This is a genomic window from Agrobacterium sp. rho-13.3 (genome assembly GCF_033957765.2).
In the GTDB taxonomy this organism is placed as follows: Bacteria; Pseudomonadota; Alphaproteobacteria; order Rhizobiales; family Rhizobiaceae; genus Agrobacterium.
In genome coordinates this window covers 1,678,418-1,704,517 of the sequence record NZ_CP192775.1, presented here as the reverse complement: position 1 = coordinate 1,704,517, position 26,100 = coordinate 1,678,418, and the positions used below count along the sequence as shown (strand labels likewise).

At 55.1% G+C, this 26,100-nt stretch carries 18 protein-coding genes; 9 read left to right on the top strand and 9 right to left on the bottom strand.

Translation table 11 applies throughout. From position 1 onward, the window contains the following. Window positions 1-58 precede the first annotated feature (58 nt). From iolE to RMR16_RS22535, 4 genes are all read right to left on the bottom strand, one after another. Complete coding sequence (gene iolE / locus RMR16_RS22550; RefSeq protein WP_320197845.1) at window positions 59-958, bottom strand: myo-inosose-2 dehydratase; 900 nt, start codon at window positions 956-958, stop codon at window positions 59-61. Window positions 959-960: 2 nt separating this feature from the next. After that, window positions 961-2,781: a 3D-(3,5/4)-trihydroxycyclohexane-1,2-dione acylhydrolase (decyclizing) gene (gene iolD, locus RMR16_RS22545; RefSeq protein ID WP_320197844.1), complete on the bottom strand. Its 1,821-nt coding sequence runs from the start codon at window positions 2,779-2,781 to the stop codon at window positions 961-963. Further along, window positions 2,778-4,700 carry a bifunctional 5-dehydro-2-deoxygluconokinase/5-dehydro-2-deoxyphosphogluconate aldolase gene (locus RMR16_RS22540; protein ID WP_320197843.1) on the bottom strand — a complete coding sequence of 641 codons (1,923 nt, stop codon included), beginning with the start codon at window positions 4,698-4,700 and terminating at the stop codon, window positions 2,778-2,780. Before RMR16_RS22540 ends, iolD begins: the two co-directional genes overlap by 4 nt. Before the next feature lie 123 nt (window positions 4,701-4,823). Next, a complete protein-coding gene (locus RMR16_RS22535; RefSeq protein ID WP_320197842.1) occupies window positions 4,824-5,639 on the bottom strand; it encodes a MurR/RpiR family transcriptional regulator in 816 nt (271 codons plus the stop codon). Between the two features lie 200 nt (window positions 5,640-5,839). Here RMR16_RS22535 and RMR16_RS22530 point away from each other — a divergent pair, with 200 nt between their 5' ends. Together RMR16_RS22530 and RMR16_RS22525 are read left to right on the top strand one after the other, a co-directional pair. Further along, window positions 5,840-7,459: an ABC-F family ATP-binding cassette domain-containing protein gene (locus RMR16_RS22530; RefSeq protein WP_320197841.1), complete on the top strand. Its 1,620-nt coding sequence runs from the start codon at window positions 5,840-5,842 to the stop codon at window positions 7,457-7,459. 51 nt (window positions 7,460-7,510) lie between these two features. Beyond that, window positions 7,511-8,680 carry an acetyl-CoA acetyltransferase gene (locus RMR16_RS22525; protein WP_320197840.1) on the top strand — a complete coding sequence of 390 codons (1,170 nt, stop codon included), beginning with the start codon at window positions 7,511-7,513 and terminating at the stop codon, window positions 8,678-8,680. Window positions 8,681-8,687: 7 nt separating this feature from the next. On the opposite strand, the gene RMR16_RS22520 is transcribed toward RMR16_RS22525, so the two are convergent. Further along, window positions 8,688-10,472, bottom strand: coding sequence for a sensor domain-containing diguanylate cyclase (locus tag RMR16_RS22520; protein WP_320197839.1), 1,785 nt, complete (start codon window positions 10,470-10,472; stop codon window positions 8,688-8,690). A gap of 499 nt (window positions 10,473-10,971) precedes the next feature. Here RMR16_RS22520 and RMR16_RS22515 point away from each other — a divergent pair, with 499 nt between their 5' ends. Next, window positions 10,972-11,667 carry a copper homeostasis protein CutC gene (locus tag RMR16_RS22515; protein ID WP_413785947.1) on the top strand — a complete coding sequence of 232 codons (696 nt, stop codon included), beginning with the start codon at window positions 10,972-10,974 and terminating at the stop codon, window positions 11,665-11,667. Between the two features lie 858 nt (window positions 11,668-12,525). Here RMR16_RS22515 and RMR16_RS22510 read toward each other — a convergent pair. Further along, complete coding sequence (locus tag RMR16_RS22510; protein ID WP_413785929.1) at window positions 12,526-13,302, bottom strand: helix-turn-helix transcriptional regulator; 777 nt, start codon at window positions 13,300-13,302, stop codon at window positions 12,526-12,528. Between the two features lie 856 nt (window positions 13,303-14,158). Here RMR16_RS22510 and RMR16_RS22505 point away from each other — a divergent pair. The 5 genes from RMR16_RS22505 to RMR16_RS22485 all read left to right on the top strand — a co-directional run bounded on the left by RMR16_RS22505 (window position 14,159) and on the right by RMR16_RS22485 (window position 21,501). Continuing rightward, window positions 14,159-15,142, top strand: a complete 984-nt coding sequence (locus RMR16_RS22505; protein WP_320197837.1) for a fibrinogen-binding protein — start codon at window positions 14,159-14,161, stop codon at window positions 15,140-15,142. A gap of 161 nt (window positions 15,143-15,303) precedes the next feature. Then, window positions 15,304-17,325, top strand: a complete 2,022-nt coding sequence (locus RMR16_RS22500) for a hypothetical protein (RefSeq protein WP_320197836.1) — start codon at window positions 15,304-15,306, stop codon at window positions 17,323-17,325. Window positions 17,326-17,349: 24 nt separating this feature from the next. Next, entirely contained in the window at window positions 17,350-19,545 is a 2,196-nt protein-coding gene (locus tag RMR16_RS22495; protein ID WP_320197835.1) for a type I secretion system permease/ATPase, read from the top strand. A 5-nt stretch (window positions 19,546-19,550) separates the two neighbouring features. Then, entirely contained in the window at window positions 19,551-20,903 is a 1,353-nt protein-coding gene (locus RMR16_RS22490; protein ID WP_320197834.1) for an HlyD family type I secretion periplasmic adaptor subunit, read from the top strand. A 106-nt stretch (window positions 20,904-21,009) separates the two neighbouring features. Further along, window positions 21,010-21,501, top strand: coding sequence for a hypothetical protein (locus RMR16_RS22485; protein ID WP_320197833.1), 492 nt, complete (start codon window positions 21,010-21,012; stop codon window positions 21,499-21,501). Here RMR16_RS22485 and alkB read toward each other — a convergent pair. Both alkB and RMR16_RS22475 read right to left on the bottom strand, forming a co-directional pair. Further along, on the bottom strand, window positions 21,496-22,149 hold the full coding sequence (alkB, locus tag RMR16_RS22480; protein ID WP_320198007.1) for a DNA oxidative demethylase AlkB: 654 nt from the start codon (window positions 22,147-22,149) through the stop codon (window positions 21,496-21,498). The genes RMR16_RS22485 and alkB overlap by 6 nt on opposite strands. Continuing rightward, window positions 22,149-22,787: a hypothetical protein gene (locus RMR16_RS22475; protein WP_320197832.1), complete on the bottom strand. Its 639-nt coding sequence runs from the start codon at window positions 22,785-22,787 to the stop codon at window positions 22,149-22,151. The genes alkB and RMR16_RS22475 overlap by 1 nt, the downstream gene beginning before the upstream one ends. A gap of 175 nt (window positions 22,788-22,962) precedes the next feature. Between RMR16_RS22475 and RMR16_RS22470 the strand changes: the two genes are divergently transcribed. Continuing rightward, window positions 22,963-23,697, top strand: coding sequence for a metallophosphoesterase (locus RMR16_RS22470; protein WP_320197831.1), 735 nt, complete (start codon window positions 22,963-22,965; stop codon window positions 23,695-23,697). Window positions 23,698-23,912: 215 nt separating this feature from the next. Here RMR16_RS22470 and RMR16_RS22465 read toward each other — a convergent pair whose 3' ends face one another. Beyond that, entirely contained in the window at window positions 23,913-25,733 is a 1,821-nt protein-coding gene (locus RMR16_RS22465; protein WP_320197830.1) for an IlvD/Edd family dehydratase, read from the bottom strand. Window positions 25,734-26,100 lie beyond the last annotated feature (367 nt).

Below are 26,100 nucleotides of genomic sequence, written 5' to 3'. Positions count from 1 at the left end.
TTAAAATAAAGAGTTAAAGCATGTGGCGTGAATCCTTTTTCACGCCATATGCTTTAGTTCAGGCCTTGTCCAGCCCGGCTTCTTTGGCGAAAGCGCGCAGGGATTTCAGGCCAAGGCTCTGATATTCAAATGGATTGCGCACATCGGGATCTTGCTCGGCTTCAATCACCAGCCAACCGCTGTAATTGTGTTCGGCAGCGATTTTGAGAACGGGCGGGAAGTCCACGCCACCCTCGGCATCGCCCGGCACGGTGAAGACACCACGGCGCACGCCTTCGAGGAAAGAAAGCTTCTCGTCCCGCACTTGGCTCGCGATCACCGGGCGGACGTTCTTTGCATGGATATGACCGACGCGGCCCATGTATTTTTTGGCCAGACGTTCCGGGTTTCCACCACCAAACAGGCAATGGCCGGTGTCGAGCAAAAGCCTGGTGTGCGGACCGGTATTGTCCATCAGCCGGTCAATTTCGTCTTCGCTTTCAACGATGGTGCCCATGTGGTGATGGTAGACCAGCGCAACGCCCTGATCGGCAGCGAATTTTGCCAGCGCTTCCACGCCCTCGCCAAACCTTTTCCATTCGCTGTCCGCAAGCTTTGGACGGTCGTTGACCGGTTTAGCATCATCGCCGTGAATGGCGTTGGAGGTTTCGCAAACGATGATGACCTTGGAACCCATAGCTTTCAGAAGATCAAGCGCAGGCTGAATGGCCGCTTTCTCGTCTTCGATGGAATGGGTCAGAAGGTTCAGCGAATGCCAGCCGGAAACGTAGCGCAAATTGCGCGGCGCAAGCACGGCTTTCAGCGCATCCGGTTCCTGCGGAAACTTGTGACCTTTTTCGATGCCATCGAAACCGATTTTGGACGTTTCATCCAGGCACTGGTCAAGGCTGATATGTGCGCCAAGCGTGCGGTCGTCGTCATTGCTCCAGGCAATGGGGTTTGTGCCGTAAAGAACCATGATTACTGTCTTTCCTTCAACGCCGCTTCGTAAGCTGCGCGTGCATTGTTGACTTCTTCTCGTGCCGAGACTTCCGGCACCGCGACATCCCACCAATATCCGCCCGCATCCGGTGTGGGGTAAGGATCGGTGTCGATGACGATGACGGTTGTTACCGTCGCTTCACGCGCCGCATTCAATGCCGTTTCCAGCTCCGCAATCGAAGAGACCTTGTGTGCATCCGCACCCATGCTGGCAGCATGGGCGGTGAAGTCTATGGCGATTGGGTTGACATTGGTGTGAGCGTAAAGATTGTTGAACTCCGCGCCGCCAGTGCCCATCTGCAACCGGTTGATGCAGCCGTACCCCCGGTTATCGGTGATGACGAGCGTGATCTTCACGCCCATGGCAACGGCGGTCGCCAGTTCCGAATTCATCATCATGTAGGAACCATCGCCCACCATGACGATCACGTCGCGGTGCGGCTCTGCCATTTTGATGCCAAGGCCACCGGCAATCTCGTAGCCCATGCACGAGAAGCCGTATTCCATATGATAGGACAGCGGCAGCTTTGCCTTCCAGAGCTGGTGCAGCTCTCCCGGCATGGTGCCTGCCGCGCACATGACAACCGTATTGTCCCGCGAGGACCGCTGCACCGCGCCGATGACCTGCATATCGGTCGGCAAGCTGTTGGCGTCAGAGGGGGCCGCCGTCACCGCGTCCGCTTTCGCAAACCACTCCTGTTTCAAGCCCCCGTCAGGCGCATTAAAGCGATGGCTTCCCAAAGCGTTTGACAGCTTCTCAAGCCCCACCTTTGCATCTGCCGTCAGGCTGATGGCGTTGTGCTTAGCGCTGTCATAGGGCTGCACATTCAACGCCAGCAGCTTGCGGCCAGGATTTTTAAACAGTGCCCACGAACCAGTCGTGAAATCCTGAAAGCGAGTGCCGATGCCGAAGACCAGATCGGCCTTTTCCGCAATGGCATTGGCGCTGTCTGCACCCGTCACACCCACAGGGCCGAAATTCAGATCGTGGTCCCACGCCAGTGCGGATTTGCCTGCCTGCGTTTCGATGACAGGGATGGAGTGTCGTTCGGCAAAATCCTTAAGCGTTTTTGTCGCGCCCGAAAAATGCACACCGCCGCCAGCGACGATGACCGGGTTTTTTGCGGCTTTCAAAGCAGCAACGGCCTCTTCAAACTCGGCAATATCCGGTTCAGGACGACGTTGACGCCAGACTTTTTTCTCAAAAAAGCTGGCCGGATAATCAAAGGCTTCCGCCTGCACGTCCTGACAAAATGCCAGCGTGACCGGGCCGCAATCGGCAGGATCGGTCATGGTGCGGAAGGCGCGGGGCAGAGCGGTGAGAAGCTGTTCAGGCCGGGTGATACGGTCGAAATACCGGCTGACAGGCTTGAAGCAATCATTGGCCGAAACCGTGCCATCACCGAAATCTTCGATCTGCTGCAACACCGGGTCCGGTCCGCGATTGGCGAAAACATCGCCGGGAATAAGCAGGACAGGCAAGCGGTTGACGTGCGCCAGCGCTGCCGCCGTGACCATGTTGGTCGCACCGGGGCCGATGGAGGACGTCACAGCCATGGCGCGACGGCGGCCGAGTTGCTTGGCATAAGCAATGGCGGCGTGGGCCATGGATTGTTCATTCTGGCCGCGATAGGTCGGCAGCTCATCGCGAATGCCGTAAAGCGCCTCTCCCAGACCAGCCACATTACCGTGGCCGAAAATGGCCCAGACGCCAGAAATGTATGTTTCGCCATCTTCGTTCATCTGCGCAGCCAGATAGCGCACCAGCGCCTGCGCTGCTGTCAAACGGATTGTTGTCACGCTGCCTCTCCCTTGTTTTTTTCGGCGCGCGCCTTATCCCAGATACGGCACAGGGCATCGTAGCGTTTCACCATGTCGCTGATTGCAGCCTCATCGCTGATCGTGCCAGCCAGCCACGCACGCGCCGCATCGGCAAAAATCGTGCGCCCCACGGCAAAGCCTTTCACCAGATCGAACCCTGCGGCCAGACGGAAGCTGGTCTCAAGTTCGTCCTGCGGTGCATCCAAACCGAGTACCACAATGCCCCGCACATAGGGGTCATTCCGATGCACGGCATCCGTCGCGTTTTTCCACGCGGCTTCCGTTTTCATCGGCTCCAGCTTCCACCAATCGGGGTAGACGCCGATCTCATAGAAACGGTCGATAATCTGTGCCGCCGTCGTATCATTGACTGGTCCAACCTTGGACGGAATGACCTCCAGCAGCAGCTCCAGCCTGTTGCGGCGCGCAGCCTGAAACAGACGGACAACAGTGTCTTCCTGTTGCTTACGCAATTCGGGCGTATCATCTGGATGATAGAAGGCGAGAACCTTGACGACATTGTTGGCCGCCCATTCGTTCAGGCCGCCAAAATCAAGGCCGAGTTCCGGCTCCAGCGTCAAAGGACGCGAGCCCGGCCATTCGACCGGTCTGCCGATCCATAGGTTCGTGCCGCTCGCCTCAAACAGCGCGTCACGGCCCAACCGGCTATCGCACAAAATACCATATCCCGCTCTGCTGCCAGACACCCGAAGTGCGGCCTGCAAACAAAGCTTTTTGAATTCGCCAATATGCGCGTGATCAGCCCCAACCTCATCGGCCATGGCTTCAAGCTGCATACGGTGATCAAAGGCGAAAACGCGCATGGTGTTCCAGTCACCCTTGCGATTGGTTGCCCAATGCACCTGCTCCAGCGCTTCGTCTTTACGCAGCGCTTTGTTTTTGATGCCGGTGCGGAAGAAATATTGCAGCTCTTCCCAGCTTGGATAAGCAGGCGTGCAGCCATGGCGCGATACGGCAAAAGCACCGCAGGCATTGGCAAATTTCAGCGTTGTCGGCCAGTCCTCACCACGCAGCCAGCCACGGAACAGGCCAGCCATAAAGCCATCACCCGCGCCCAGCACGTTGAAGACTTCGATCGGGAAACCCTCGCCCGCTTCGCCATCATCCAGACTAGCCGGAATATCTGCCGGGAAAACAACGGCACCCATCGGTCCGCGCTTGCACACCAGCGTCGCATTGGAAACCCTGCGAACGGCGTTTAATGCCTCCAGCGTATCGGTCGAGCCGCCGGCAATATGGAATTCCTCTTCCGTACCAACGATAAGGTCGAACAGATGTAGCGTCGATTGCAGCTTGGCCGTGACCTTGGCGGATTCCACGAAGCGGCTTTCGCCATCGCCATGGCCTGCCACACCCCAGAGATTGGGCCGATAATCGATATCGAGCGCGGTTTTTGCGCCGCTTTCCCGCGCAATGTTCAGCGCTTTCAGGACGGCCGCTTCCGTTTTTACGTTGGACAAATGCGTACCTGTGACACAGACGCAACCAGCATCTGCGACGAAATCAGGATCGATATCATCCTCGCACAGCGCCATGTCCGCGCAGTTTTCGCGGTAGAAAATCAGCGGAAATTGCGATTGGTCGCGAATGCCGAGCAGGACCAGCGCCGTCAGGCGTTCCGGATCGGTCTTCACACCGCGAACATCGACGCCCTCGCGTACCAATTGTTCACGAATGAAGCGGCCCATATGCTCATCGCCCACGCGGGTAATGACGGCGCTTTTCAGGCCCAACCGCGCCGCACCGGCAGCGATGTTGGTGGGCGAACCGCCGATGTATTTATTGAAAGAGGACATATCCTCCAGACGACCGCCAATTTGCGCGCCGTAAAGATCGACCGACGAACGGCCTATCGTAATGAGATCGAGCGTTTTCACGTTCCTCCTCCTCCTTCGCGTGTTGAACGCGACTCCCGCGATTGGAACGATGCTCCACCATCGCCCCTGACTTTTCTATTTTTGGATCATAAATTCCATTTTCTGAATTTTCAACATAAATATTCAAATTTGGCGTTGTGTCCCCACACCCACGGCAAGAGCAATCGCAACACAGAGCGTGGCCGACAGCGAGCGGAATGCGCCGAAATCGACTTCGGAGACCGTCAGAATTGTAGCGCCCAGCTTGCGCAAGGGACTGACGGCAGTGTCCGTAATCGCCACCACCGGCACCCGACGTGCAAGGCTGGACGACACAAGCTCCATCGTCTCCGCAGAATAAGGAGAAAACGTGATGGCCAGCACCACGTCGCCATATCTGATGGCGCTATCGCTGTGGAGTTGCCCGACGGATGCGTGCAACATGGCGGGCACGCGCATTTTTTCAAACGCATAAGCAAGATAACTGGCCACGGGAAAAGACCGGCGCAGGCCAACAATGTGGATCATGCTGGCGCTTGACAGCACACGAATGGCGGCCTCAAACTCCAGCGGATCAACGGTATTCAGCAGATTTTCCAGGGACGCACGCCCGGCCTCGACGAACTCGGCCAAAAGCAGCGTTCCCTTGTCGTCGCCGCTGTCGCGCAGATTGTTGAGTCGTGTCGTATAATCCGGCCAGCCGCCGGTGTAATTTTCCCGAAACAGACGCTGCATGTCCGAAAAGCCGGAAAAGCCCATGATCTGACAGAATCGCATGAAGGCAGACGGCTGAACGCCCGCCCCTTCCGCCAGTTCCGCGACAGTCGAAACGGCGATGCGCTCTATATTGGCGGCAACATAATCCGCGCATTGGCGTAGCCGTTTGGGCAAACCATCCGCCACGGCCAACAATCGTTCCTGAAAGGCATCAACCGTTGCCGGTGCCGCATTTGCGTTCATGCCGCTTCCTCTTTTTCTATTATGATTGGAAAACATCCTAGCAAAATGGAATTTCCATTCCAAAAGATTTTACAGGAATTTTACAATCATTCCACAGTCAGAACCACGAGGTTACTCCACTGCTGACAATTCATCGGGTGACAGTTCCGGCCCAACATGGCATAGGGAGCCGAATTTCCCAGCTTATCGGTTGCCCTTCCATGATCCGCATTGAAAATATCAGCAAATCCGCAAGTCACCGCATTCTTTTCATCGAGGCTTCGGCGGCGCTGAACCGTGGCGAAAAGGTTGGGCTTGTTGGCCCGAATGGCGCTGGCAAAACGACGCTGTTCCGCATGATTACGGGACAGGAGCAACCCGATGAAGGTCAGGTCGCATCGGACAAGCATGTGACCATCGGTTACTTCAACCAGGATGTCGGCGAAATGGCTGGCAAAAGCGCCGTGGCCGAAGCGATGGAAGGGGCTGGACCCGTCAGCGCCGTCGCCACCGAGCTGCGCGAACTCGAAGCCCGCATGGTTGACCCCGATCAACTGGACCAGATGGACGAAATCATCGAACGTTACGGCGAGGTGCAGGCGCGTTACGAGGAGCTTGACGGTTATTCGCTTGAAGGGCGTGCGCGGGAAGTTCTCGCGGGCCTGAGTTTCAGCCAGGAGATGATGGACGGCGATGTCGGCAAGCTTTCCGGCGGTTGGAAGATGCGCGTGGCGCTGGCCCGCATTCTTCTGATGCGGCCAGACGTGATGCTGCTCGACGAGCCGAGCAACCACCTGGACATCGAAAGCCTGATCTGGCTGGAAAATTTCCTGAAAACCTATGACGGCGCATTGCTGATGACTTCGCATGACCGCGAATTCATGAACCGCATCGTCAACAAGATCATCGAAATCGATGCGGGATCGCTGACAAGTTACTCCGGTGATTACGGTTTTTACGAACAGCAGCGCGCTCTGAACGAGAAGCATCAGCTGGCGCAGTTCGAGCGTCAGCAGGCCATGCTTGCCAAGGAAATCAAGTTCATCGAACGCTTCAAGGCCCGCGCTTCGCACGCATCGCAGGTGCAGAGCCGCGTCAAGAAGCTGGAAAAGATCGACCGCGTCGAGCCGCCAAAGCGCAGGCAGAGTGTGGCGTTTGATTTTCTACCGGCACCGCGTTCCGGTGAAGATGTTGTTTCGTTGAAACAGGTTCACAAAACCTACGGCACCCGCACGATCTATGAAGGTTTGGACTTCATGATCCGCCGCAAGGAACGCTGGTGCATCATGGGTGTGAACGGTGCGGGCAAATCCACGTTGCTGAAGCTGATTGCGGGCACCGCAGAGCCTGATACCGGCAGTGTGAATGTCGGCGCCAGCGTCAAGCTCGGCTATTTCGCGCAGCATTCCATGGACTTGCTGGATGGTGACAGCACAGTTTTGCAGTGGCTGGAACAGCGTTTCCCCAAGGCGGGACAGGCACCGCTTCGCGCGCTTTCCGGCTGCTTTGGTTTTTCGGGCGACGACGTGGAAAAGAAATGCCGGGTTCTGTCCGGTGGTGAAAAGGCGCGTCTGGTGATGGCCGCCATGCTGTTCGATCCGCCGAATTTCCTCGTGCTGGACGAGCCGACCAACCACCTTGATCTCGACACGAAGGAAATGCTTATCAAGGCATTGAGCGAATATGAAGGCACCATGCTGTTCGTTTCGCATGACCGTCATTTCCTTGGCGCGCTGTCCAATCGCGTGCTGGAACTGACGCCGGATGGTGTCCACCAATATGGCGGCGGCTATACGGAATATGTCGAAAGAACAGGCGCGGAAGCTCCCGGCCTGTTATAATTCGCCTCAAGCTTTGCCGGGAGAGAGCGGCAAAGGTCTGGGAGGAATGGAATGAGCAAGGCGCAGATCGTTGGCTGGGCACATGGCCAGTTCGGTAAATCCACATTGGAAAACACGGAACAGCTTATGGCCTCCGTGGTCAGTCCGGCTATTGCGCACGCCGGGATCGACGTTGCTGACATCGATGGCATTTTTGTCGGTGTCATGAACAATGGCTTTTCCAAACAGGACTTTCAGGCCGCACTGGTTGCCATGAGCGACGAGCGGTTGGCGCACACACCTGCGGTTCGTTTTGAAAACGCCTGCGCCACGGGTTCGGCCGCGCTTTATAGCGCGATGGATTTCATCGAAGCCGGTCGTGGTCGCATCGCCCTTGTGGTGGGTGCGGAAAAAATGACCGCGTTGCCGACCGCAGAGGTTGGCGATATTCTGCTTTCCGCCTGTTACCGCGCCGAGGAAGGCGATATTCCCGGTGGCTTTGCTGGTCAGTTCGGGCGCATCGCGCAGGCTTATTTCCAGCGTTACGGCGACCGTTCGGAAGAACTGGCGATGATTGCGGCCAAAAACCACGCAAACGGCGTGGCTAATCCTTTCGCCCATATGCGCAAGGATTTCGGTTTTGAGTTCTGCAACACGGTTTCAGACAAAAACCCCTATGTGGCCCCACCGCTGCGCCGCACGGATTGCTCACTGATTTCGGATGGCGCTGCCGCGCTTGTTCTGGCGGATGAGGAAACCGCCGCAACCCTGCACCGCGCCATCGGTTTCAGGGCACGAACGCAGGCCAATGACATCATCGCTCTCAGCCGCCGTGACCCGCTTGCCTTCGAGGGAGCGCGCCGCGCATGGGTAGGTTCACTGGAACGTGCGGGAATTGCGCTGAATGATCTTTCTCTGGTGGAAACACATGATTGTTTCACCATTGCCGAACTCATTGAATATGAGGCGATGGGCCTAGCGAAACCGGGTGAAGGTTATCGCGTCGTGCGCGAGGGCATAACGGCCAAGGACGGGCGGTTGCCGGTCAACCCGTCTGGCGGTTTAAAGGCAAAAGGCCATCCGATCGGGGCCACCGGCGTTTCCATGCACATATTGGCCGCGATGCAGCTGACCGACGATGCAGGCGACATGCAAATTCGAAACGCCAAGCTGGCAGGCGTGTTCAACATGGGCGGAACCGCCGTTGCGAACTATGTGTCGATCATGGAACGGGTGAAGTAACCCGAAATCAGACAAGCTCTGTGGCAAGCGATGATGAGGTGACAACTCTGTTGCGGCCTCGTTCCTTTGCCGTCAACAAGGCTGCGTCGGCGCGGTTCACGACGTTGATGACGGGACCATCATCCGGCGCCGAGGCGACACCGATTGATATCGTCACCACACCCAAAAACCTGCCGCGGTCAGACAGAGGCGCGGTTGCCACCCGCCCGCGCAGCACGTCTGCAAACTCTGCGGCGTTTTTCTCATCCAGATCATCAAGAAAAACCGTGAACTCTTCGCCGCCAAAGCGAAAAACGTGCCCCTTGCCCGACGTTGCCGCCACCAGAATTTGCGCAACGTGCTTTATAACCGCGTCACCCGCATCATGGCCGAACTCATCGTTAAAACGCTTGAAGTGATCGATATCGATCATCAGGCAACTTTGAGGCGTTTTCGTTTTGCTTTTTGCCAGACGGTTGATGGCCTCATCCAGCGAACGGCGGTTGAGAAGCCCGGTCAGCGCGTCTCTTGTGGCAAGCCCGGTCAGCCTGTCACGAAGCTGGAGGTTGGCAATGGCCAGCCCCAGATTTTCCGCAATCAACTCAAGATAAATGCGTGCATCGCGCACCAGAGATGGTGTTTCGGATTCCAGATAGAGAAGACCAACCGTATCGCCAAGCGCCGTCAATGGAACGCATAGCGAGGTGACATTGTCGGTCGAAACATGCGAGCAGGCGACGTCCTTGTCGACAGGATCGCTCAAATGGGGTCGTCCGCGCCGCAACCCCCAGCATTCGCTGGGTGGCAGACTTTTCTGCGCGTGCCGTGGCTCGAGCCACATCCCCTGCACCAGCAGATGACTGTGCGTTTCATCGTGAATGAACAGATTGCCGGCAATTTCGGGAAAGATTTGCGGCATATAGAGGGTGACGATATCGGCGACTTCGTTTTGCGTCTGGCACGCTTGCAGCCTGTGCATCATCTGAAGGATCAGATCCTTGATCCGCTGATCGCGCCGCAGTTCCGCATCCAATCTTTCACGTTCCAGCCCATTGGAGCGAAACACCTCTATGGCCGTGTTCATATCGCCAATCTCATCGCGCCTGTTGAGGTGTGGCACAACGACTGCGAAATCCTGTTTCGCAAGCCGGTTGATGATGCCCGTCATGGCGATGAGCGGGTTTGCGATGCGTTTTTTGACGACGAAATACAAAACGCCAAGAAACACAGTCGCGGTCAGCGTCAACATGATACGGGCGATGAGGCCGAACAGGTCGCTGCGATCACGCGCTTCTGCAAGTGCCGCACTGGTGCGCTGCGAAATGAGAGCACGAAGTTTCTCGACATCTGCCGTGAGTGCGGAATAGGCGGCGTGGTGGTCATCGCCAAAGATAATCTGCTGCGCATCTGGCTGCCGCCCGGCACGAAACGCCAAGATGGCGCGGCGTTCAAGCTCATCGAGCTTGTCGGCGCCTGCCGTTATCTCCTTGAAAATGGACAACTCTTCTTCACTTGCCCCGTCCCCGGTCGCAACCTTCGCATGCTGTTCGAAATCGCGCTCCTTGCTTTCATCGACATAAAATGCGGCAAGGTCGCGCTCATCACCGCGCATGATATAAAGCCGGGCTTCATCCGTGCGTTTCTCGGCTTCAAGTTCCAGGTCGTCGGCCAGTTCAGCCAGCACAAGATGTTGCTCAACGGCCAGTCGTTCATGGAGGGCATAACGAGAGGAGAGAATGAACGAAACGCCAGCAAGCAAGGTCAGCAACACCGTTGCGACATAGGCCCAGTTCGTAATCGCGCTAATTCTCATAGGTCTTTCTCCAGCGCCCTACTTATACGACTGTCGAGGAAACATAAAGTTTATGAGCAGCGAGGTGAAACCTAAAAAAATGCGGCCTTCGCGGCCGCATTGGTCGAAAAGGCTTTGTCCTGATGACGCCAAGGGGTGACTAAAACAGCGCATCAGCGAAAAGATCATCATCTTCCGAGGCGGATGTCGTGCTTACAGCGGCAGTGGCACGAGATGACGACACGGCTGCGGGCAGATAGCGCACATGCACGTCGCGCTCCTGCGCCATCGTATAGAGCTTATAAACGCGGGTGCTGAATGGTTCGATCTTCTGGCTAAAGCCGGAAACATCCGCATCGAACCCTTCCGATAACTGTGCAGCGATCTGGCAGCATTCATTGAATGTGTTACCAAGCTCGCTTTCGAAATCCAGCGTCACCACCGCAGAGCTGATACGGCTGAAAACGGCCTGACCTTCTTCGGCAAGAGCATCCATGCCGCTATCCATCTGTGTCTTGGCGTGGCGCACCGCTTGCAGTGCCTGATCCAATGGACCTGCGAGATCTGCGGAAAGCCCCTGCCCCTGCTGCACCAATTGCTGCGTGGCGGTTTCGACGCGCTGCAGTTCTTCGACGATTGCATCGGCAGGCGTTTCCAGTTTGCCTGCGAAGACCCGCATTTCACCACTGACAACGTTGACAGAGCGGCCCGCATCGCCAAGCTTGGAGCAGCGCAGGTTGGAATTCAGCGCCATGTAATGAATATCGATCTTGATGGAGCGCAAAATCTCAATGCCGCGCGACAGTTCCTGTGCGCTACTGGTCACAGAGCGCACGACGTCATCGGCATCGGCGCTACTTTCCTGAACGCGTGCAGCGAGATTGCAGGCTTCGAGAATGCCCTTTTCCATCAGCGCCAGAACGTTGCCATCACCATTCGAGGTGCGATCAATCAACTCGTCACGCAGAGACAGGATACGGGCGGCATCATCCGCAAAGCTGGAAATGCTGGCGAAAATCTTGCCGCAATCCCGTTGGAAGTCGGCAGCGGTCTCATCCATCTGCGCGCTGGCCAATTGCAGAACGGCTTCGCGCAACACGGCATATTCACCGTCATCAAGGTCTTTTGCCTCGGCGGACGCACTGAACTCGTCCAGCATTTGCAACATGCCCTGAATATGTTCGATGCGCTGGCGGGTAATATCGCCGATCTGTAAGGAGGACAGAACCGAGCCGATCTTGCCTTGAATGGTCTGGGCGATTTTCTTCACCTGAGCGGCGATGTCCGCCATCTCCTTGTGCTGCAGCGATATACGCGCAGAATTTTCGTTCAGGCCTTTGATGATCTGGGGAATGGTGGTGCTGAAATCGACCGATGTGCTGGACGACAAAGAGCGCGCCTTGACGAGTTGCGAGCGCATCGTCTCCAGGTTGGCGGCAAAGCGCCCGACTTCATCTGCACCGGACTGAATGCGTTCACGAATTTCATCGGCGAAACCGGCAAACTCGGTCAACCCCGCACCCGTGATTTTGACGGTGATGGCGAAGGTTTTCAGATAGCGGATCGTTTCATGGATATCGTCGATGTGACCGCGTGTTGACGAGCACATCTCTGCCAGAGACTTAAAGCCCGCCTGCCTGTTCTCTTCGGTTTTTGGCAGTCGCGCGAGATCATCGATTGTTTTACGCAGACCCTCAACGGTGTTTTTGGCCGTCTTCCCATCGAGGGTGCCCGTCATGCCGTCAAGAATGCCGATGAGATTGCTGAGAATTTCCATCACGGAAACGAGGACTGCGCCGCCATCAAGAAATGTCTTTTCGATCCTTGCGTGTGCCGCGGTCAGCTTTGCGCTGAATTCAGCCTGCCGGTCGATTTTATAAGTCGTTTTTGGCTTCAGCATCGTATTCATCGTCGTTTTCCGATCTTGCGTTATGGGTGAACGCTAGGCGGATTTAGAAAACGACAGGTAAATCACCGGAACTTCCGAAGCCTAAACAATGTTTACAGTTAACAGTTGAGACTAATAGCTTGGTTAACGGATTACGTGAAGACATCTGCCCTTCGATGGCGCAATTCAGTTGCGCCATTTGTTTGCATCACTCGGTGCATCATCCTTGTTGAAGAAGCGCGATGCTGCTTCGGTTCTGTTGCGCACGTTCATCTTCTTGTAGATGTTGCGAACGTGAACCTTGACCGTGTTTTCCGAGAGATGGAGCCGGTCGGCGATGATCTTGTTCTGCGTACCTTTGCACAGAAGATCAAGGATCTGCACTTCGCGTGTGGTCAGCGCCGAGAACTCGTTCCGGCGAGCCACGAGCGCATCGGCACGATTGGCCACAACAGCGCGTGTATCGTAAACGGTGCTGCTGGAGACCTCTGGACCCGCTGTTAGCCTTCCCAGCAAAGCAGAAGGAAAATGCTCCCCGCCCTTTAAAAGAAGATCAACGGCTGCCATGAAAACATCAAGACGCAGGTTGAGCGGTAGCACACCATCTATAATGCGCGTCTCGACCAATTGCTTGAGGTAGGCTTCGATCATATCGATGGCGTCGATGACCAGTGCGATTTGGGCATTGGGATGTTTTGAACGCACCTCGGACAAAATTTCACTCAATCTGGCACCGGACAGTCGGTACAGCAGCACAAGCTTCATTTCATGCATCTGACCTTCCGGGACAGATGCGGCTGCGCCAGCACTGACAACGTCGCAAGCCGGAAATTTCTTGTCCAACGCCTCGACGAGACATTCAGAGAAAAGATCCGCATTTGCCACGACGAGTATAGTACCCGCCGTTGATAGCGTCCTGTTATTCACCTTGGATTCTATAACTCGCGATGCAACCATGAACATATACGCCTCCCTAAAGCGTTACGCAGATACACTGTTCTTTGCTACAGGGGTGGCTATGCTTTGGATGGCCTTTGGAAAGGCTTATCCAATCCCCCAAATCATCATGCATTAGTTATTTATTAATCATTAGAAATAGTACAAAAGCGGACCGAAATAAATTGCCCAAATGGATTAGTGTGGCCTAAGAAGCATAATAACGAAGGAATTTTTCATTTTTCTAATGCATTCCCTAAGTCGTAACTAAAATAAATCTAAAAAAATACGCGATAAGATTGAATAAAATACGATATATAATCATTGATTGAGTATATTAATGACAGCTCATCATAGTTTTTACCACTTCGCATCGCGATCATAGGTGATAATTTTGCACCGCATGTCTATCTGACAGGCCTGCACGCCGGAAGATCGTGCCAATTTCGGCCATAACCCGTTTGCGCTCGCAGCACCCCTAATCACAGTGGTTACCGAATGCTTAATCCCATTTAGCAACTGGAAACATATGACCATCTCAGACACATTCGGCCCCGTTGCAACAGACAGCAACCGGTTCGGCCCAACTTCATCACTTGTGTTTGCGTAAGATGTAACGGGCCAATCCGAAAAAACGACCAGACAAGCTGAAGCATGAAATCTGCAATCGTTCGCGACTGTGGAGTTGGATATGCGCATGTTCGTGACCGTGTCTTGCGCATTCCCAAAAGCAATAGCCTGGAAACTCAGGCGACCAAGCCGCAGACGATCCGTACTGTTTACGTCTGTTACTGTTTGAACCTCGGAGTGAGCGCGAGTAAAATCCCATTTAAGATGAGAGGGATTTCGAAAGCTGCTCCGAACTTTTTCGGAGGAACTTGAAATGGGACAACCACATCAGCCAGCCGCATCTGGCGACGAAATCACCACAGTTGGCGCTCTAGCTGACGGTTTTGCCAACACAGCAACCGAGGACAGCAAGGTCGATGACAGCAACGTTGGCGTTGCCAATGGTGGCAACCGCGACAACACCTATGATGACCACAGCACCAATGTGGATGTTGACGCAAAGATCGAAGTTGCGACCGACAACGGCAACAACCGCGACAACGCTTACAACTGGGAGTATGACAGCAAAACGTCGACTTCCAACTACAGCGACAACGACACGAATTCGAACAACAAGACCATCAACGACAACGACACATCCGTGAAGAGCGACTACGACTGGAGCTATGACAGCAAGTCGTACAGCGACAACGACACGAAGGTTGTTACGAACACACACACAGACACCGATACCAAGACATTCAGCTATACTGACAATGATACGGACATCAAGACGACCACCGACAGCTTCAACGACACGACCACAAAAAGCGACTACGACTTCTCGACTATTGAGCATGTCAAAGATGTCGGAAACCTTGGCGTTGCTGGTGGCGATATCGCTTTCGATATCGGCGATGATTTCTCTTTCTCGCTGAATGTCGACAATATCCTGAACAACTCGCTGAATGGCGAAGGCAATGACTCTGCATTCAATGCAATTCAGGCCAACCATCTGTCAGATCAGGATACTGCCTACAACATCACGATGGACAACCAGTATCTTGACAACCATCTCAAAGCAGATGGCGGCTCGGCTGATGCTGGCGGCATGGATATTGACGGCAAGGGCTGGGATCTCAAGGCGGGCGATGACGTCTCCAGCGCGGCTTCGGCAAATGCTTCGGCTATTGTCGCAAACTCCGGTGTTCATCTGGAACTGGTGCAGGGTGCAAACCTTCTCACCAACTCCTTCGAAGGCAGCTCTGTCGGTCACGACTCTCACGTTTCGAGCGTTGGCGACGATACCGGCTCCTAATACCTCTCTCTCTAGATCAAAAGACTGCACCGGCGGAAGCCGGTGCAGTTTCCGGTTGAACAACCGGTAGACCGCGTTGAACGGCAATGCCGCCCAAGGCCGATTTCCGGCCGTAAAACCGGCAGCTAGACCAAAGCGGGTTTGAGGAGGAGGGACTCATCATGTACACCGACAAGATTTCTGAAATGATCACTCAGTTCATCGGCTTCTTCGAGACATATATCGATGAAGCACGGATGAGAACGCATTACTCGGAAGGACACGCTCCCCTAGATGGGAATGCTTTGCCTCCAGCAGACGATGTGAGAAGTTTTTACGATAGCTATAACAATCCCCTTGAGGATTACGATCCGGGCGTGAAATATCGTGCCGGACATTATGATTTGCATTATTCGCACGCACGTCAGGCGCAGTCCTTTGAGGATGCCCTTCGCAGGCTCTCGGAAATCGCCTCGCGTGACCTCGTTGTCCCACATTACAAAATGCCCGGTCAGGGCGGCGGTTACGAGGAACAGCCGGAACTTATGCTTTATGCCGGTCCTGGTTCTGTGATCGCGCATGTTTCGCAACTGAATCTGTTGCAGGATGATGACTATCTGAACATGACAGATAGCGTGAACACGATGCGTGACACCTCGTTTGTCACCTTGCGCACGATGGAGTTCTACGCAGAGGCGGCGCAATTCAACCCGTTCAGCAGCTATCATCGCACAGACACGTATGAAGGCCTTCAGGCCATTTCGAAAGACCTGCACGACTACATCGACCATGCGAGAGAGAATGATGTTTCATCGCTCGGCACGGGAGAGCATCAAGATTTTGTTCTGGCATCCCACTCCATCAGCGGCACCTACATGAACGGTGTGGCTGTCGAGGCGCGACCTGACGTCAACGATTTCATGCCGGACCGCGGCATTGCCAAGCCACCGGGTGACCCGGAGGAACATGACGGCCCAATCGAAGTCCATAATGGGGACGGCAATAGTCTCGATGTCGCCGCAGGTGCAAACCTGGTGGCAAACATCGTGGCCATTACCAACACGGGTATCATAGCACCCGTAACGGCTGTCATGGGTGACTACCACCAGATTGATGCGATCACGCAATCGTACGTCTACAGCGACCGCGACCAAATCGGCTCAACATTTTCAACACACGAAGATCATGCGGCAACTGTTGCCAACAATATCGCAACGTTCCAAAGAACCGTTTGGGGCGAAGGCACCGAGAGCAGTAGCTCCGACAGCTCCACCGAGGCCACGATTTTCCCAACGGCATGGCGCGTCAGCTACATTGAAGGCGATGTCTCCTTCGTTCACTGGATCGAGCAGTACCACTTCATCAGCGATAACGACACTATGACGGTTACGACTGCCGGTGCCGATGTGAGTGTGCTGACGGGTGGAAACAGCGCGGTTAATCTGGCGAATTTCCTTGGCATCGGAGTGCAGTATGATCTGGTCATCGTCGGTGGCAATGTCATCGATATGAACATGATTTCCCAGATCGCTATTCTCTACGACAATGACTGGGCGCGGGCGCTTGAAGGCGCATCATCGGGCAGCGTGGTCCAATCCGGCAATAACCTCATCTGGAATGAAGCGTCGATCCACAATGTTGGCGCCAACGATCGTTTCGACGCTATGCCGGATTATATGGTCGAGGCGGCAAAGGCGATCAACGACCGCGACCCACACATGCCGGACGGTCTGTCAACGGATCCAAACTTCGCAGGCTACGCAGGTCTCAACGTTCTCTACATCACCGGCAATCTTTATGACGTCACCTACATCAAGCAGGTGAGCGTGCTGGGAGATTCCGACGATGTAACGCTGGCGGCGTCAAAAGTTCTTGCGAACAACGAGAATGCCACCATCCATATCGATACCGGCAGCAATACCGTGGTCAATGTTGCCAGCATCACCGATTACGACAGCTTCGGTGGTTCCACCTATGTCGCAGGTCACCTCTATTCCGATGCGATTCTTATTCAGGGCGGCATTATCGAACATGACCCAGCGCAGCCGCATCAGGCCGGTGGCCAACTGGCGAACGAAGTCATTGCCTTTCTGGACGATGGCGATCCGACCAACGATCACAACGATGTCACGATCACGTCTGGACATGACCTTTCTTGGTCACAGGCTCATCCAGTGGATGTCATGCAAACGGCTGTGGCCTGATAGGCCTTTCAGGGGAACGTTGAAATGGATCACATTTCGAGAAACAAGATCGAGCAGGGGCGCGTTCTTGACCTCACCGGTGGAAAAGACGGTGAGATCGACAAGGACCTGACAGAAGCCTGCATTACCGCCATAAATGATGCGGTGGATAATTTACGTCAGCTTTCATCTGCGACGAGGGCAGACGCAGCACCGGTGCCAGAATCTAAACCTGAGCCCAAACCGACACCGGAGATAGTCATCGAAGCGCGCGTGTCCCCGGAACCTGAGATTGCGCCCGTTTCACCGCTGTCGCGAGAAGCCCCGACCGAAAAGGCTGATCTCAAATCCAGCCCGGAAATCCCCTTTGCCAAAACCATCGACAACAATGACGGTCCAATTCGTGAAAACGAACGCCGACCCACCACGGGTGGTGGCGGTGGCGGCAAGGAACCGGATTTCAGCGGCGGCGGCGGCGGCGGCGGTGGCGGCGGTGGAAACCAGCACGGTTTTCACAAACGCAGTGAGCCGGTCAACTTCGCAGCAAGCCTGGCGAAAGGCATAGCCGCAATTCGCCGCAATATGGTGATTGTGATGCTGTTCACCGTTGCGATCAACGTTTTGCTGCTGGCAATTCCTCTCTATTTGTTCCAGATTTCGGACCGCGTTTTGACCAGCCGTTCCATGGATACGCTGGTGATGCTGACGATAGCCGTTATCGGCGCGGTTCTACTGCAAGCCTTTATGGACTCGATCCGCCGCTTCATTCTGATGCGCACGGCGGTGGAACTGGAAGTTCAGCTCGGCGCCCCCATTCTCAGTGCGGCGGCCCGCGCTTCGCTGCACGGGACCGGCAAGGATTATCAAACCCTTCAAGACCTTCAGCAACTTCGTTCATTTCTGACATCAGGGACGCTGATTGCGTTTTTGGATGCGCCGTTGATGCCGCTTTTCGTGCTGGTGGTTTATCTCGTTCACCCCCATCTCGGCATCATCATCATGGCATGTTGCGCAGTGCTCTTCATCATCGCATGGCTGAACCAGAAGTTTACGGCACGCCAATTCTCCGAAGCGAACGGCTATCTCAGCCGCGCCAACTTTCACCTCGATAGCATGTCGCGCAACTCCCAGATCATCAACGCTCTGGCGATGATCCCGGAGGCCGTTAAAATGTGGGGTCGTGAAACCGCCGGCTCGCTGAAATCGCATGTCGCGGCGCAAGACCGCAACATCATGTTCTCCGGCGTTTCCAAAGCCTGCCGCATGATTACCCAGGTTGCGCTGCTGGGCTGGGGTGCGCATCTCTCGCTTGCGGGTGAACTGACAGGCGGCATGGTGATTGCGGCATCCATCGTTTCCGGACGTGCGCTTGCGCCCATCGAAGGCGCGATCGAAGGCTGGCACCAGTTCAACAAATCCGCCTCGGCCTATGGGCGCATCAAGCAATTGCTGATCAGCTCTCCCCTCAACTTTCCACGTCTTCGCCTACCCAACCCAGAAGGCCGACTGGATGTGGAGCGCATTCTGTTCGTCCCTCCACCACAGAAAAAGGTGATCCTGAACGGTATCTCCTTCTCTCTGAAAAAGGGTGAGTCGCTGGCCATTATCGGGAATTCCGGCTCTGGCAAGACAACGCTTGGCAAGATGCTCGTCGGTTCCATCATACCAACCTCTGGTAACGTGCGCCTGGACCTTATGGATCTGCGCAACTGGGACCAGCGGCAGTTTGGTGAAAGCATCGGTTATCTTCCGCAGGACGTGCAGCTTTTTCCCGGCACCATCAAAGCCAATATCTGCCGTATGCGTGACGATGTGGAAGACAGGCAGATTTACGAAGCTGCGGTGCTGGCTGATGTGCATGAACTGATTGCGGGCTTTCCTCAAGGCTATGAGACCGTGGTTGCAGCAGATGGCGCACCACTTTCCGGTGGACAGAAACAGCGCATCGCCCTTGCCCGCGCCTTCTTTGGTGATCCGAAGTTCGTGGTGTTGGACGAGCCGAACTCCAACCTTGATACCAATGGGGAACAGGCGCTGGCGAAAGCAATACTTCATGCCAAGAAACAGGGCATTACCACCGTCACGATCACCCAGCGCCCTGCCCTTTTACAATGCGTGGACAAGATCATGGTTCTGAAAGACGGCTCCGTTGCCATGTTCGGCGAGCGGATGGAGGTGCTGAAAGCGCTATCCGGCAATAGAGGTCCGCAGACAAATCAATCTCCGCAAATCGAGGGATAAAAGTCATGGTTTTCAAGAAAAAAGAAAAGAAGCCGGAAACCGGGCAGCTGGAATGGTATAGCGAAGTGCCGCGCTCCATCCGCATGTATAGCGTGACAGGACTTGCCGTGCTGTTCGCCTCGTTCGGCAGCTTTGGGTATTGGGCAGGCACGGCACCTTTGGCCTCTGCCATCATTGCGCAAGGCAGCTTTGTCGCAACCGGCAGCAACAAGATCGTTCAGCACCTTGAAGGCGGCATCATCAAGGAAATGATGGTCAGCGAAGGTGATGTCGTCAAAGAGGGGGATGTTCTTGTCGTGCTCGACAAAACAGCCGCACTCTCGAACGAGCGCATGATTAACCTGAAACAACTTCGTCTTGAAACGATCGTCACGCGCTTGCGTGCCGAAGCGCAGGGTGAAAAAACGTTCAAAATACCCGACATCGTGATGGCGCAAGCCAGCGATCCCGATGTAAATGCCATCATTCAGGGCCAGAACGTTGTGTTTCACAGCAAGCAGATCAAGCTGGAAGAGCAGCTCAATCTGGTTGAAAAAAATATAAAATCCCTCGAGTTTCGTTTTACGGGATATCGTGGACAGAAGACATCGTTTGAGCGTCAGCAATCACTTCTGGAACAGGAACGGGATTCCAAAGCAAAGCTTGCGAGAGATGGCGTTATTCGTAAAACGGATATGCTGGCGCTGGAACGCGCTATCGCCGATGCTATGGGTGACATTTCCCGACTTGATGGTGAAATGAACCAGAGCGAAGCGGAAATCGCGAAGTACCGTCAGGAAGCGGTTATTGCTGTCAACTCGACCAAGCAGGCAGCACTGGATGCGCTGGAAACCGCGGAAGCCGATCTTGACGGCGTGCGCCAGCAATTGCGTGAGGCATCGCAAATTCTGGACCGCACGATCATCCGTTCACCCGTCAACGGCACGGTTATTCGCTCCTATTACCACACCGCGGGCGGCGTGATCACCACCGGCAAACCCATCATGGAAATTCTGCCGGCCCACGTTCCGCTTATTCTCGAAGCGCAAGTTCTGCGAACCTCCATCGATCAGTTGCATGAAGGCCAAACAGCAGCGGTTCGCCTTTCAGCCCTCAACCGCCGCACGACGCCGGTGTTGGATGGCAAGGTCTTTTATGTCTCTGCCGACAGTATCGAGGAAAATTCGGGGCTACAGGTGAAGGACGTCTATATCGTTCGCGTTCAGATATCGGATGAAGAACTTGCCAAGGTGCATGGCTTCCACCCGGTTCCCGGAATGCCCGCGGACGTGTTGATACAAACGTCTTCGCGCACCTTCTTCGAATATCTCGTCAAGCCCATCGAAGACAGCATGTCCAGAGCATTCAAGGAACGGTAAAACAACTCTCGCTAACCTGCTGAATTCCCACATTGGCCTGAAAATCCTTATCGATTTTCGGGCCAATGCTGTATGATGGAGGTCTTGTGTAGGCGGGAGAGTTGAAATGGCGGCGATGTCTGACGTTTTGTTGCTGGTCGGTCGCCTCAACTATGTGTGGACGAACACGGAAAGCCTTCTGATCTACGTCATCGCGCATCTTCTCAAGGTCGAAAAAGAAGCCGCCGTGATCGTATTTCTCACGCTGAACACGACGCGGGCACGCATGGATTTGGTCGAACGCCTTGCCAAGCTTCGATCCACATCGGCCGCCGACAGAAAGGCAGTTCTCGGCGCGATGGCGCGTCTCAAGAAAGAGTCAAAGACGCGCAACAAGTATAATCACTGTATCTATTCCTTCGATGAAAATGGCGACATTTCCAGCACGCAACTCATGAGGCTTGTGGAGGATGACAAGCAGGTTCGTTACGGCAAGGTGGAGCCGGTGGATGCTGCAGAGATACAGCTGCTCGAACGATCGATTTCGGAAATCGCCGATATCAGCAAAGACATCTGGGCTTTCATCAACAGCAGCAAATACGTTTCCGGCGCCCTATAAAACCGCCCGCCGGAAGGTGAGATTGAAACGTGCCCGCCCTGCGCTTTCATGCACGCCTTCCTTCAAAGGCAGAATGCCGTGATAGAACAGGCGCGATGGCCCACCCCAGACGACGACATCACCATGATTGAGCAGATATTTGCGCACCGCGTCCTTGCGATCCAGCCCGCCGAACTGAAACGTGGCAGGTAGACCCAGCGACACCGAGACGATGGGATTGGTGAAATCCTTCTCGTCCTTATCCTGATGCAGCGACATTTTCGCGCCTGGCTCATAACGGTTGATGAGGCAGGCGTTGGGGACGAAATCAGGAAACCCGGCTTGTTTTGCTGCACTGACCGCCAGCGTCATGAAACGATCCGGCATGACAGGCCACATTTTTCCGCTGACCGGATCGTTCTTTTCATAACGATATCCCCGGCGATCCGCGACCCAGCCAAATGTTCCGCAATTCGTCATGGCAACCGACATGGAAAAACCACCGGGTGTGACCATGTGCCGGAACGGAGCCGCGTCCGAAATGCCTTCTATCTCTTGCAGCAAGTTGTTCGCGTCTTCCAAGGCGTAGCGGTTCAGCAGCCATGCACCTGCGGCCATCTCTTCACGCGAAGGCTTTTCAGCATCCAGCCTTGAGAACAGGTCTTGCATCATACGGCAGTCAACATGTTCAAGGCGTTTACAGATGGATGAAGCAAGGGGCGATAACCGGCTCGTAAGGTGCGAATCGTCGACGGTGGCGTCAGCAATCCGTCGACGAAGGGTAAGGTGGTCGCATGTTCGTAACCCTGCGCGCCCCAACGATACGGCTTTCCCTTCGTAACAAGAAAAGCATCACCGCCAGCAGCAATCATCGCGCCATCCGGCAGTTCATTGAGGGGTGAAAGCAGCATATTCAGGCGTTTGCGGCGGGACTGGAGCCGCTCTTTGTGCAAAACGACATCGATATCCCCAGCCGACGGCAATGGCGTCTTGTTGCCCATGGCCCAGGCGGCCCGGAACCGATCCGCATCATCGCGGCGGCATTGAAAACAGGGGCGATGGCCAGCAGCGAGCGCCGTAGCCTCATCGAAAAAGAAAAGCTCCGTCCAGCTTCGTGTCGCCATCACATCGCGGCGCACATTCTTGTAACTACAATTGCACACCAGCCACGCTTTGGATGTCCAGCGTTTGCTCTTCAGCGTCTTGGTTTGCGGATCGTGAATAATGCCCCGGTTGCCGGTAAACAGACCGCGCAAGGGTAAATCGAGAATTTCTCCGAATGGATCGACGCGATTTTGTAGCGGCATAGTCCTCATCCCCCCATCGCCCGTGAACGGCAATGCCAAAACATATGTAAAATTAGACGTTTTTAGGGAGAAGCTTCACCTCTATCTCACTGTAAATGCCACGTTAAGCATAATGATTATATATTCCGATAGAATTTTGTGACCAAGCCAGCACCGCGAAGAAGGTCCGCCCATAATGCCACCCACAGAGATGCGCAGGAAACTCTTTTCGCACGACAAGCCGGATATCATTTATGCGATAGGCGATGTGCACGGTTGTTTCGATTTGCTGCAAGCACTGCAACAGAAAATATTGGCGGATGCCGCCCAGCAGCACGGCTCCAAATGGATCGTGATGCTGGGTGATTATGTTGATCGCGGCCCGAAATCCTCCGCCGTCATCGATGAACTTTTGAAACCGATGACCGGCGATATCGAGCGCTTCTGCCTTGCGGGAAACCACGAGGAATCGATGCTGGATTTCCTCAACAATCCGCGAAGAGATCATCTCTGGCTTGAATTCGGCGGCGTGGAAACCCTGCGCTCCTATGGAATAAGCGAGATACCGGCAGATATGGCCCAGTTGCGGGCGCTGCTCCAGCAGCACATACCGACTAGCCACATATCCTTTATCTCGTCGCTGCCGTCGCTGCTCGCAGTGCCCGGCTATTGTTTCGTGCACGCAGGTGTGTTGAACGGCGTTCCGCTGCAACGCCAGCAGGACAAGCATCTTTTATGGATACGCCCCAAGGAGCAGACCGTTCCGGCAGCGGACAATCTGTTTTTGACAGTGCATGGCCATACGCCTGTGCGCAGTGTTGCCCTCGCCGACAACCGCCTCAATGTTGATACAGGGGCGTTTATGACCAGGCGACTATCGGCGGTGAAGATCACGCGCGGTGGTGATGTTACGGTGATGCACGCTGAATAGAGCGTGAGACATACCCAACCCTCCCTCCGTCATCACGCACTTGATGCGGGATTCAGTGCGATCAAGTCCTTGATCGCAAAAACTCTTTCTCGCCGCAGACGCGGCTCGGCTCAAGGCCGGAATGACGGGAATGACGGGAATGTTAGCCTTGGAAAAAAGCAAAAAACCACCGGCTGATTTCTCAGCCGGTGGCTTCTTAGTTTCTAGAGCGACCCTTAGTGGTTGTCGCGTGGTACGCCCTTGGTCTGGGCGATGCGCTGATACTTGACGGCATTTTCCAGAACCGCGCCGGTTTCCATCTGGCCCACGAGGCCGCGCTGGATTTCCTGCCATGGGGTCTGGTGGTCGGGGAACTTGTAGCCGCCATCGGCTGCAAGTGCCTCGTAACGCTTGGCAAGTTCTTCAGCGGAAATCAGGATATCGGCCTTGCCGTTGCCGACGTCAATACGAACCCGGTCGCCGGTCTGGAGGATCGCAAGACCGCCACCAGCCGCAGCTTCAGGCGATGCATTGAGAATGGACGGGCTGCCCGATGTGCCGGACTGACGGCCATCGCCGATGCAAGGAAGCGACGAGACACCCTGCTTCAGCAGGTAGTCAGGTGCGCGCATGTTGACGACTTCGGCAGCACCCGGATAACCGATTGGACCGGCACCGCGCATGAAGAGAACCGTGTTGGCGTCGATACCCAGCGATGGGTCATCGATGCGGTGGTGGTAATCTTCAGGACCATCGAACACCACGGCCTTGCCTTCAAAGGCTTCCGGGTCGTTCGGGTTGGACAGGTAACGCTCGCGGAATTCAGGCGAGATCACGCTTGTCTTCATGATGGCAGACGAGAAGAGGTTGCCACGCAGAACGCGGAAACCGGCGCGCTCCTTCAATGGCTTGTCGAAAGGACGAATGACCTTTTCGTCTTCGATGATGGCACCACGGCAATTGTCGCCAATGGTCTTGCCATTCACGGTCATTGCGTCTTCCTTGATGAGACCTTGGGTCATCAACTGGTTGACGACGGCTGGAACACCACCTGCGTGATAGTAGTCTTCACCCAGATATTCGCCGGCAGGCTGAAGGTTAACGAGAAGTGGAACTTCTTCGCCATAGGTCTGCCAGTCATCCACAGTCAGTTCGACGTCCAGATGACGTGCCAGACCGTTCAAGTGGATAGGCGCATTGGTGGAACCACCGATGGCCGAGTTGACGCGAATGGCGTTGATGAATGCATCCTTCGTCATGATGTCGGAAGGCTTCAGGTCTTCGCGGACCATATCGACGATGCGCAGACCCGTGAGGTAGGAAATTTCCTGACGGTCACGGTATGGCGCTGGAATGGCAGCCGAACCCGGCAACTGCATACCAAGGGCTTCGGCCAGCGAGTTCATCGTCGTCGCTGTGCCCATGGTGTTGCAATAACCCGTGGACGGTGCGGAAGATGCGACGAGCTTGACGAAACCTGCGTAATCGATTTCGCCCTTCGCCAGAAGTTCACGAGCCTTCCAGACGATGGTGCCGGAGCCGGTGCGCTCGCCACGGAACCAGCCGTTCAGCATCGGGCCGACAGACAGCGCGATGGCTGGAATGTTAACGGTGGCCGCCGCCATAAGACAGGCAGGCGTGGTCTTGTCGCAACCGATTGTCAGCACAACGCCGTCGAGCGGATAGCCATACAGCACTTCGACGAGGCCGAGATAGGCAAGGTTGCGATCAAGACCGGCAGTTGGGCGCTTGCCGGTTTCCTGAATGGGGTGAACCGGAAATTCGATGGCGATGCCGCCCGCTTCGCGAATGCCTTCGCGCAGACGATTGGCAAGCTCAAGGTGGTGGCGGTTGCACGGCGACAGGTCAGAACCCGTCTGCGCAATACCGATGATCGGACGATCGGACTGCAATTCTGCTTGGCTAAGGCCGAAATTCATGTAGCGCTCAAGGTACAGCGCCGTCATATCCGCGTTATCAGGGTTATCGAACCATGCGCGCGAACGCAGCTTACCGCCCTTTACCTGTGTTGTGGGTAGGTTGTTCGAGTCTGTCATTATTTTGGTCTCCAGCCAGAAGTGGCGAACGGGTAGGACGATATGATTGCGACGACCTTATGATGAGCGCGAGAGAAAGTGGCCTCGGCGGTCAGGCGCGCACGGCACATCCAGCTGAGGACATCGCCGGCAGCGGCCCGTCTTCTGAAAGCAGTGAATGACGATACTCACGAAATTTCCGCCCTGAATTATTCTCTTGCCCACTCTCATCTGCGGCAATTGACCTCAACGGTCAATGCCCCGGATCAGCATTCGGTATTCGTATTACTATTTTGCCCAATAGTTGCTTGTCAAGCAAACTGTCGACCTCAGCAGGACGCCAAAAAACAATTATTTTAGGGTCAAGATTTATTGTAATCTAATAGGA

Excerpts from the sequence above, each read along its gene's own strand:
- iolE (WP_320197845.1), bottom strand. The coding sequence starts at position 958 with ATGGTTCTTTACGGCACAAACCCCATTGCCTGGAGCAATGACGACGAC.
- RMR16_RS22535 (WP_320197842.1), bottom strand. The coding sequence starts at position 5,639 with ATGAACGCAAATGCGGCACCGGCAACGGTTGATGCCTTTCAGGAACGA.
- RMR16_RS22530 (WP_320197841.1), top strand. The coding sequence starts at position 5,840 with ATGATCCGCATTGAAAATATCAGCAAATCCGCAAGTCACCGCATTCTT.
- RMR16_RS22525 (WP_320197840.1), top strand. The coding sequence starts at position 7,511 with ATGAGCAAGGCGCAGATCGTTGGCTGGGCACATGGCCAGTTCGGTAAA.
- RMR16_RS22520 (WP_320197839.1), bottom strand. The coding sequence starts at position 10,472 with ATGAGAATTAGCGCGATTACGAACTGGGCCTATGTCGCAACGGTGTTG.
- RMR16_RS22510 (WP_413785929.1), bottom strand. The coding sequence starts at position 13,302 with ATGTTCATGGTTGCATCGCGAGTTATAGAATCCAAGGTGAATAACAGG.
- RMR16_RS22505 (WP_320197837.1), top strand. The coding sequence starts at position 14,159 with ATGGGACAACCACATCAGCCAGCCGCATCTGGCGACGAAATCACCACA.
- RMR16_RS22500 (WP_320197836.1), top strand. The coding sequence starts at position 15,304 with ATGTACACCGACAAGATTTCTGAAATGATCACTCAGTTCATCGGCTTC.
- RMR16_RS22495 (WP_320197835.1), top strand. The coding sequence starts at position 17,350 with ATGGATCACATTTCGAGAAACAAGATCGAGCAGGGGCGCGTTCTTGAC.
- RMR16_RS22490 (WP_320197834.1), top strand. The coding sequence starts at position 19,551 with ATGGTTTTCAAGAAAAAAGAAAAGAAGCCGGAAACCGGGCAGCTGGAA.
- RMR16_RS22485 (WP_320197833.1), top strand. The coding sequence starts at position 21,010 with ATGGCGGCGATGTCTGACGTTTTGTTGCTGGTCGGTCGCCTCAACTAT.
- alkB (WP_320198007.1), bottom strand. The coding sequence starts at position 22,149 with ATGCAAGACCTGTTCTCAAGGCTGGATGCTGAAAAGCCTTCGCGTGAA.
- RMR16_RS22475 (WP_320197832.1), bottom strand. The coding sequence starts at position 22,787 with ATGCCGCTACAAAATCGCGTCGATCCATTCGGAGAAATTCTCGATTTA.
- RMR16_RS22470 (WP_320197831.1), top strand. The coding sequence starts at position 22,963 with ATGCCACCCACAGAGATGCGCAGGAAACTCTTTTCGCACGACAAGCCG.
- RMR16_RS22465 (WP_320197830.1), bottom strand. The coding sequence starts at position 25,733 with ATGACAGACTCGAACAACCTACCCACAACACAGGTAAAGGGCGGTAAG.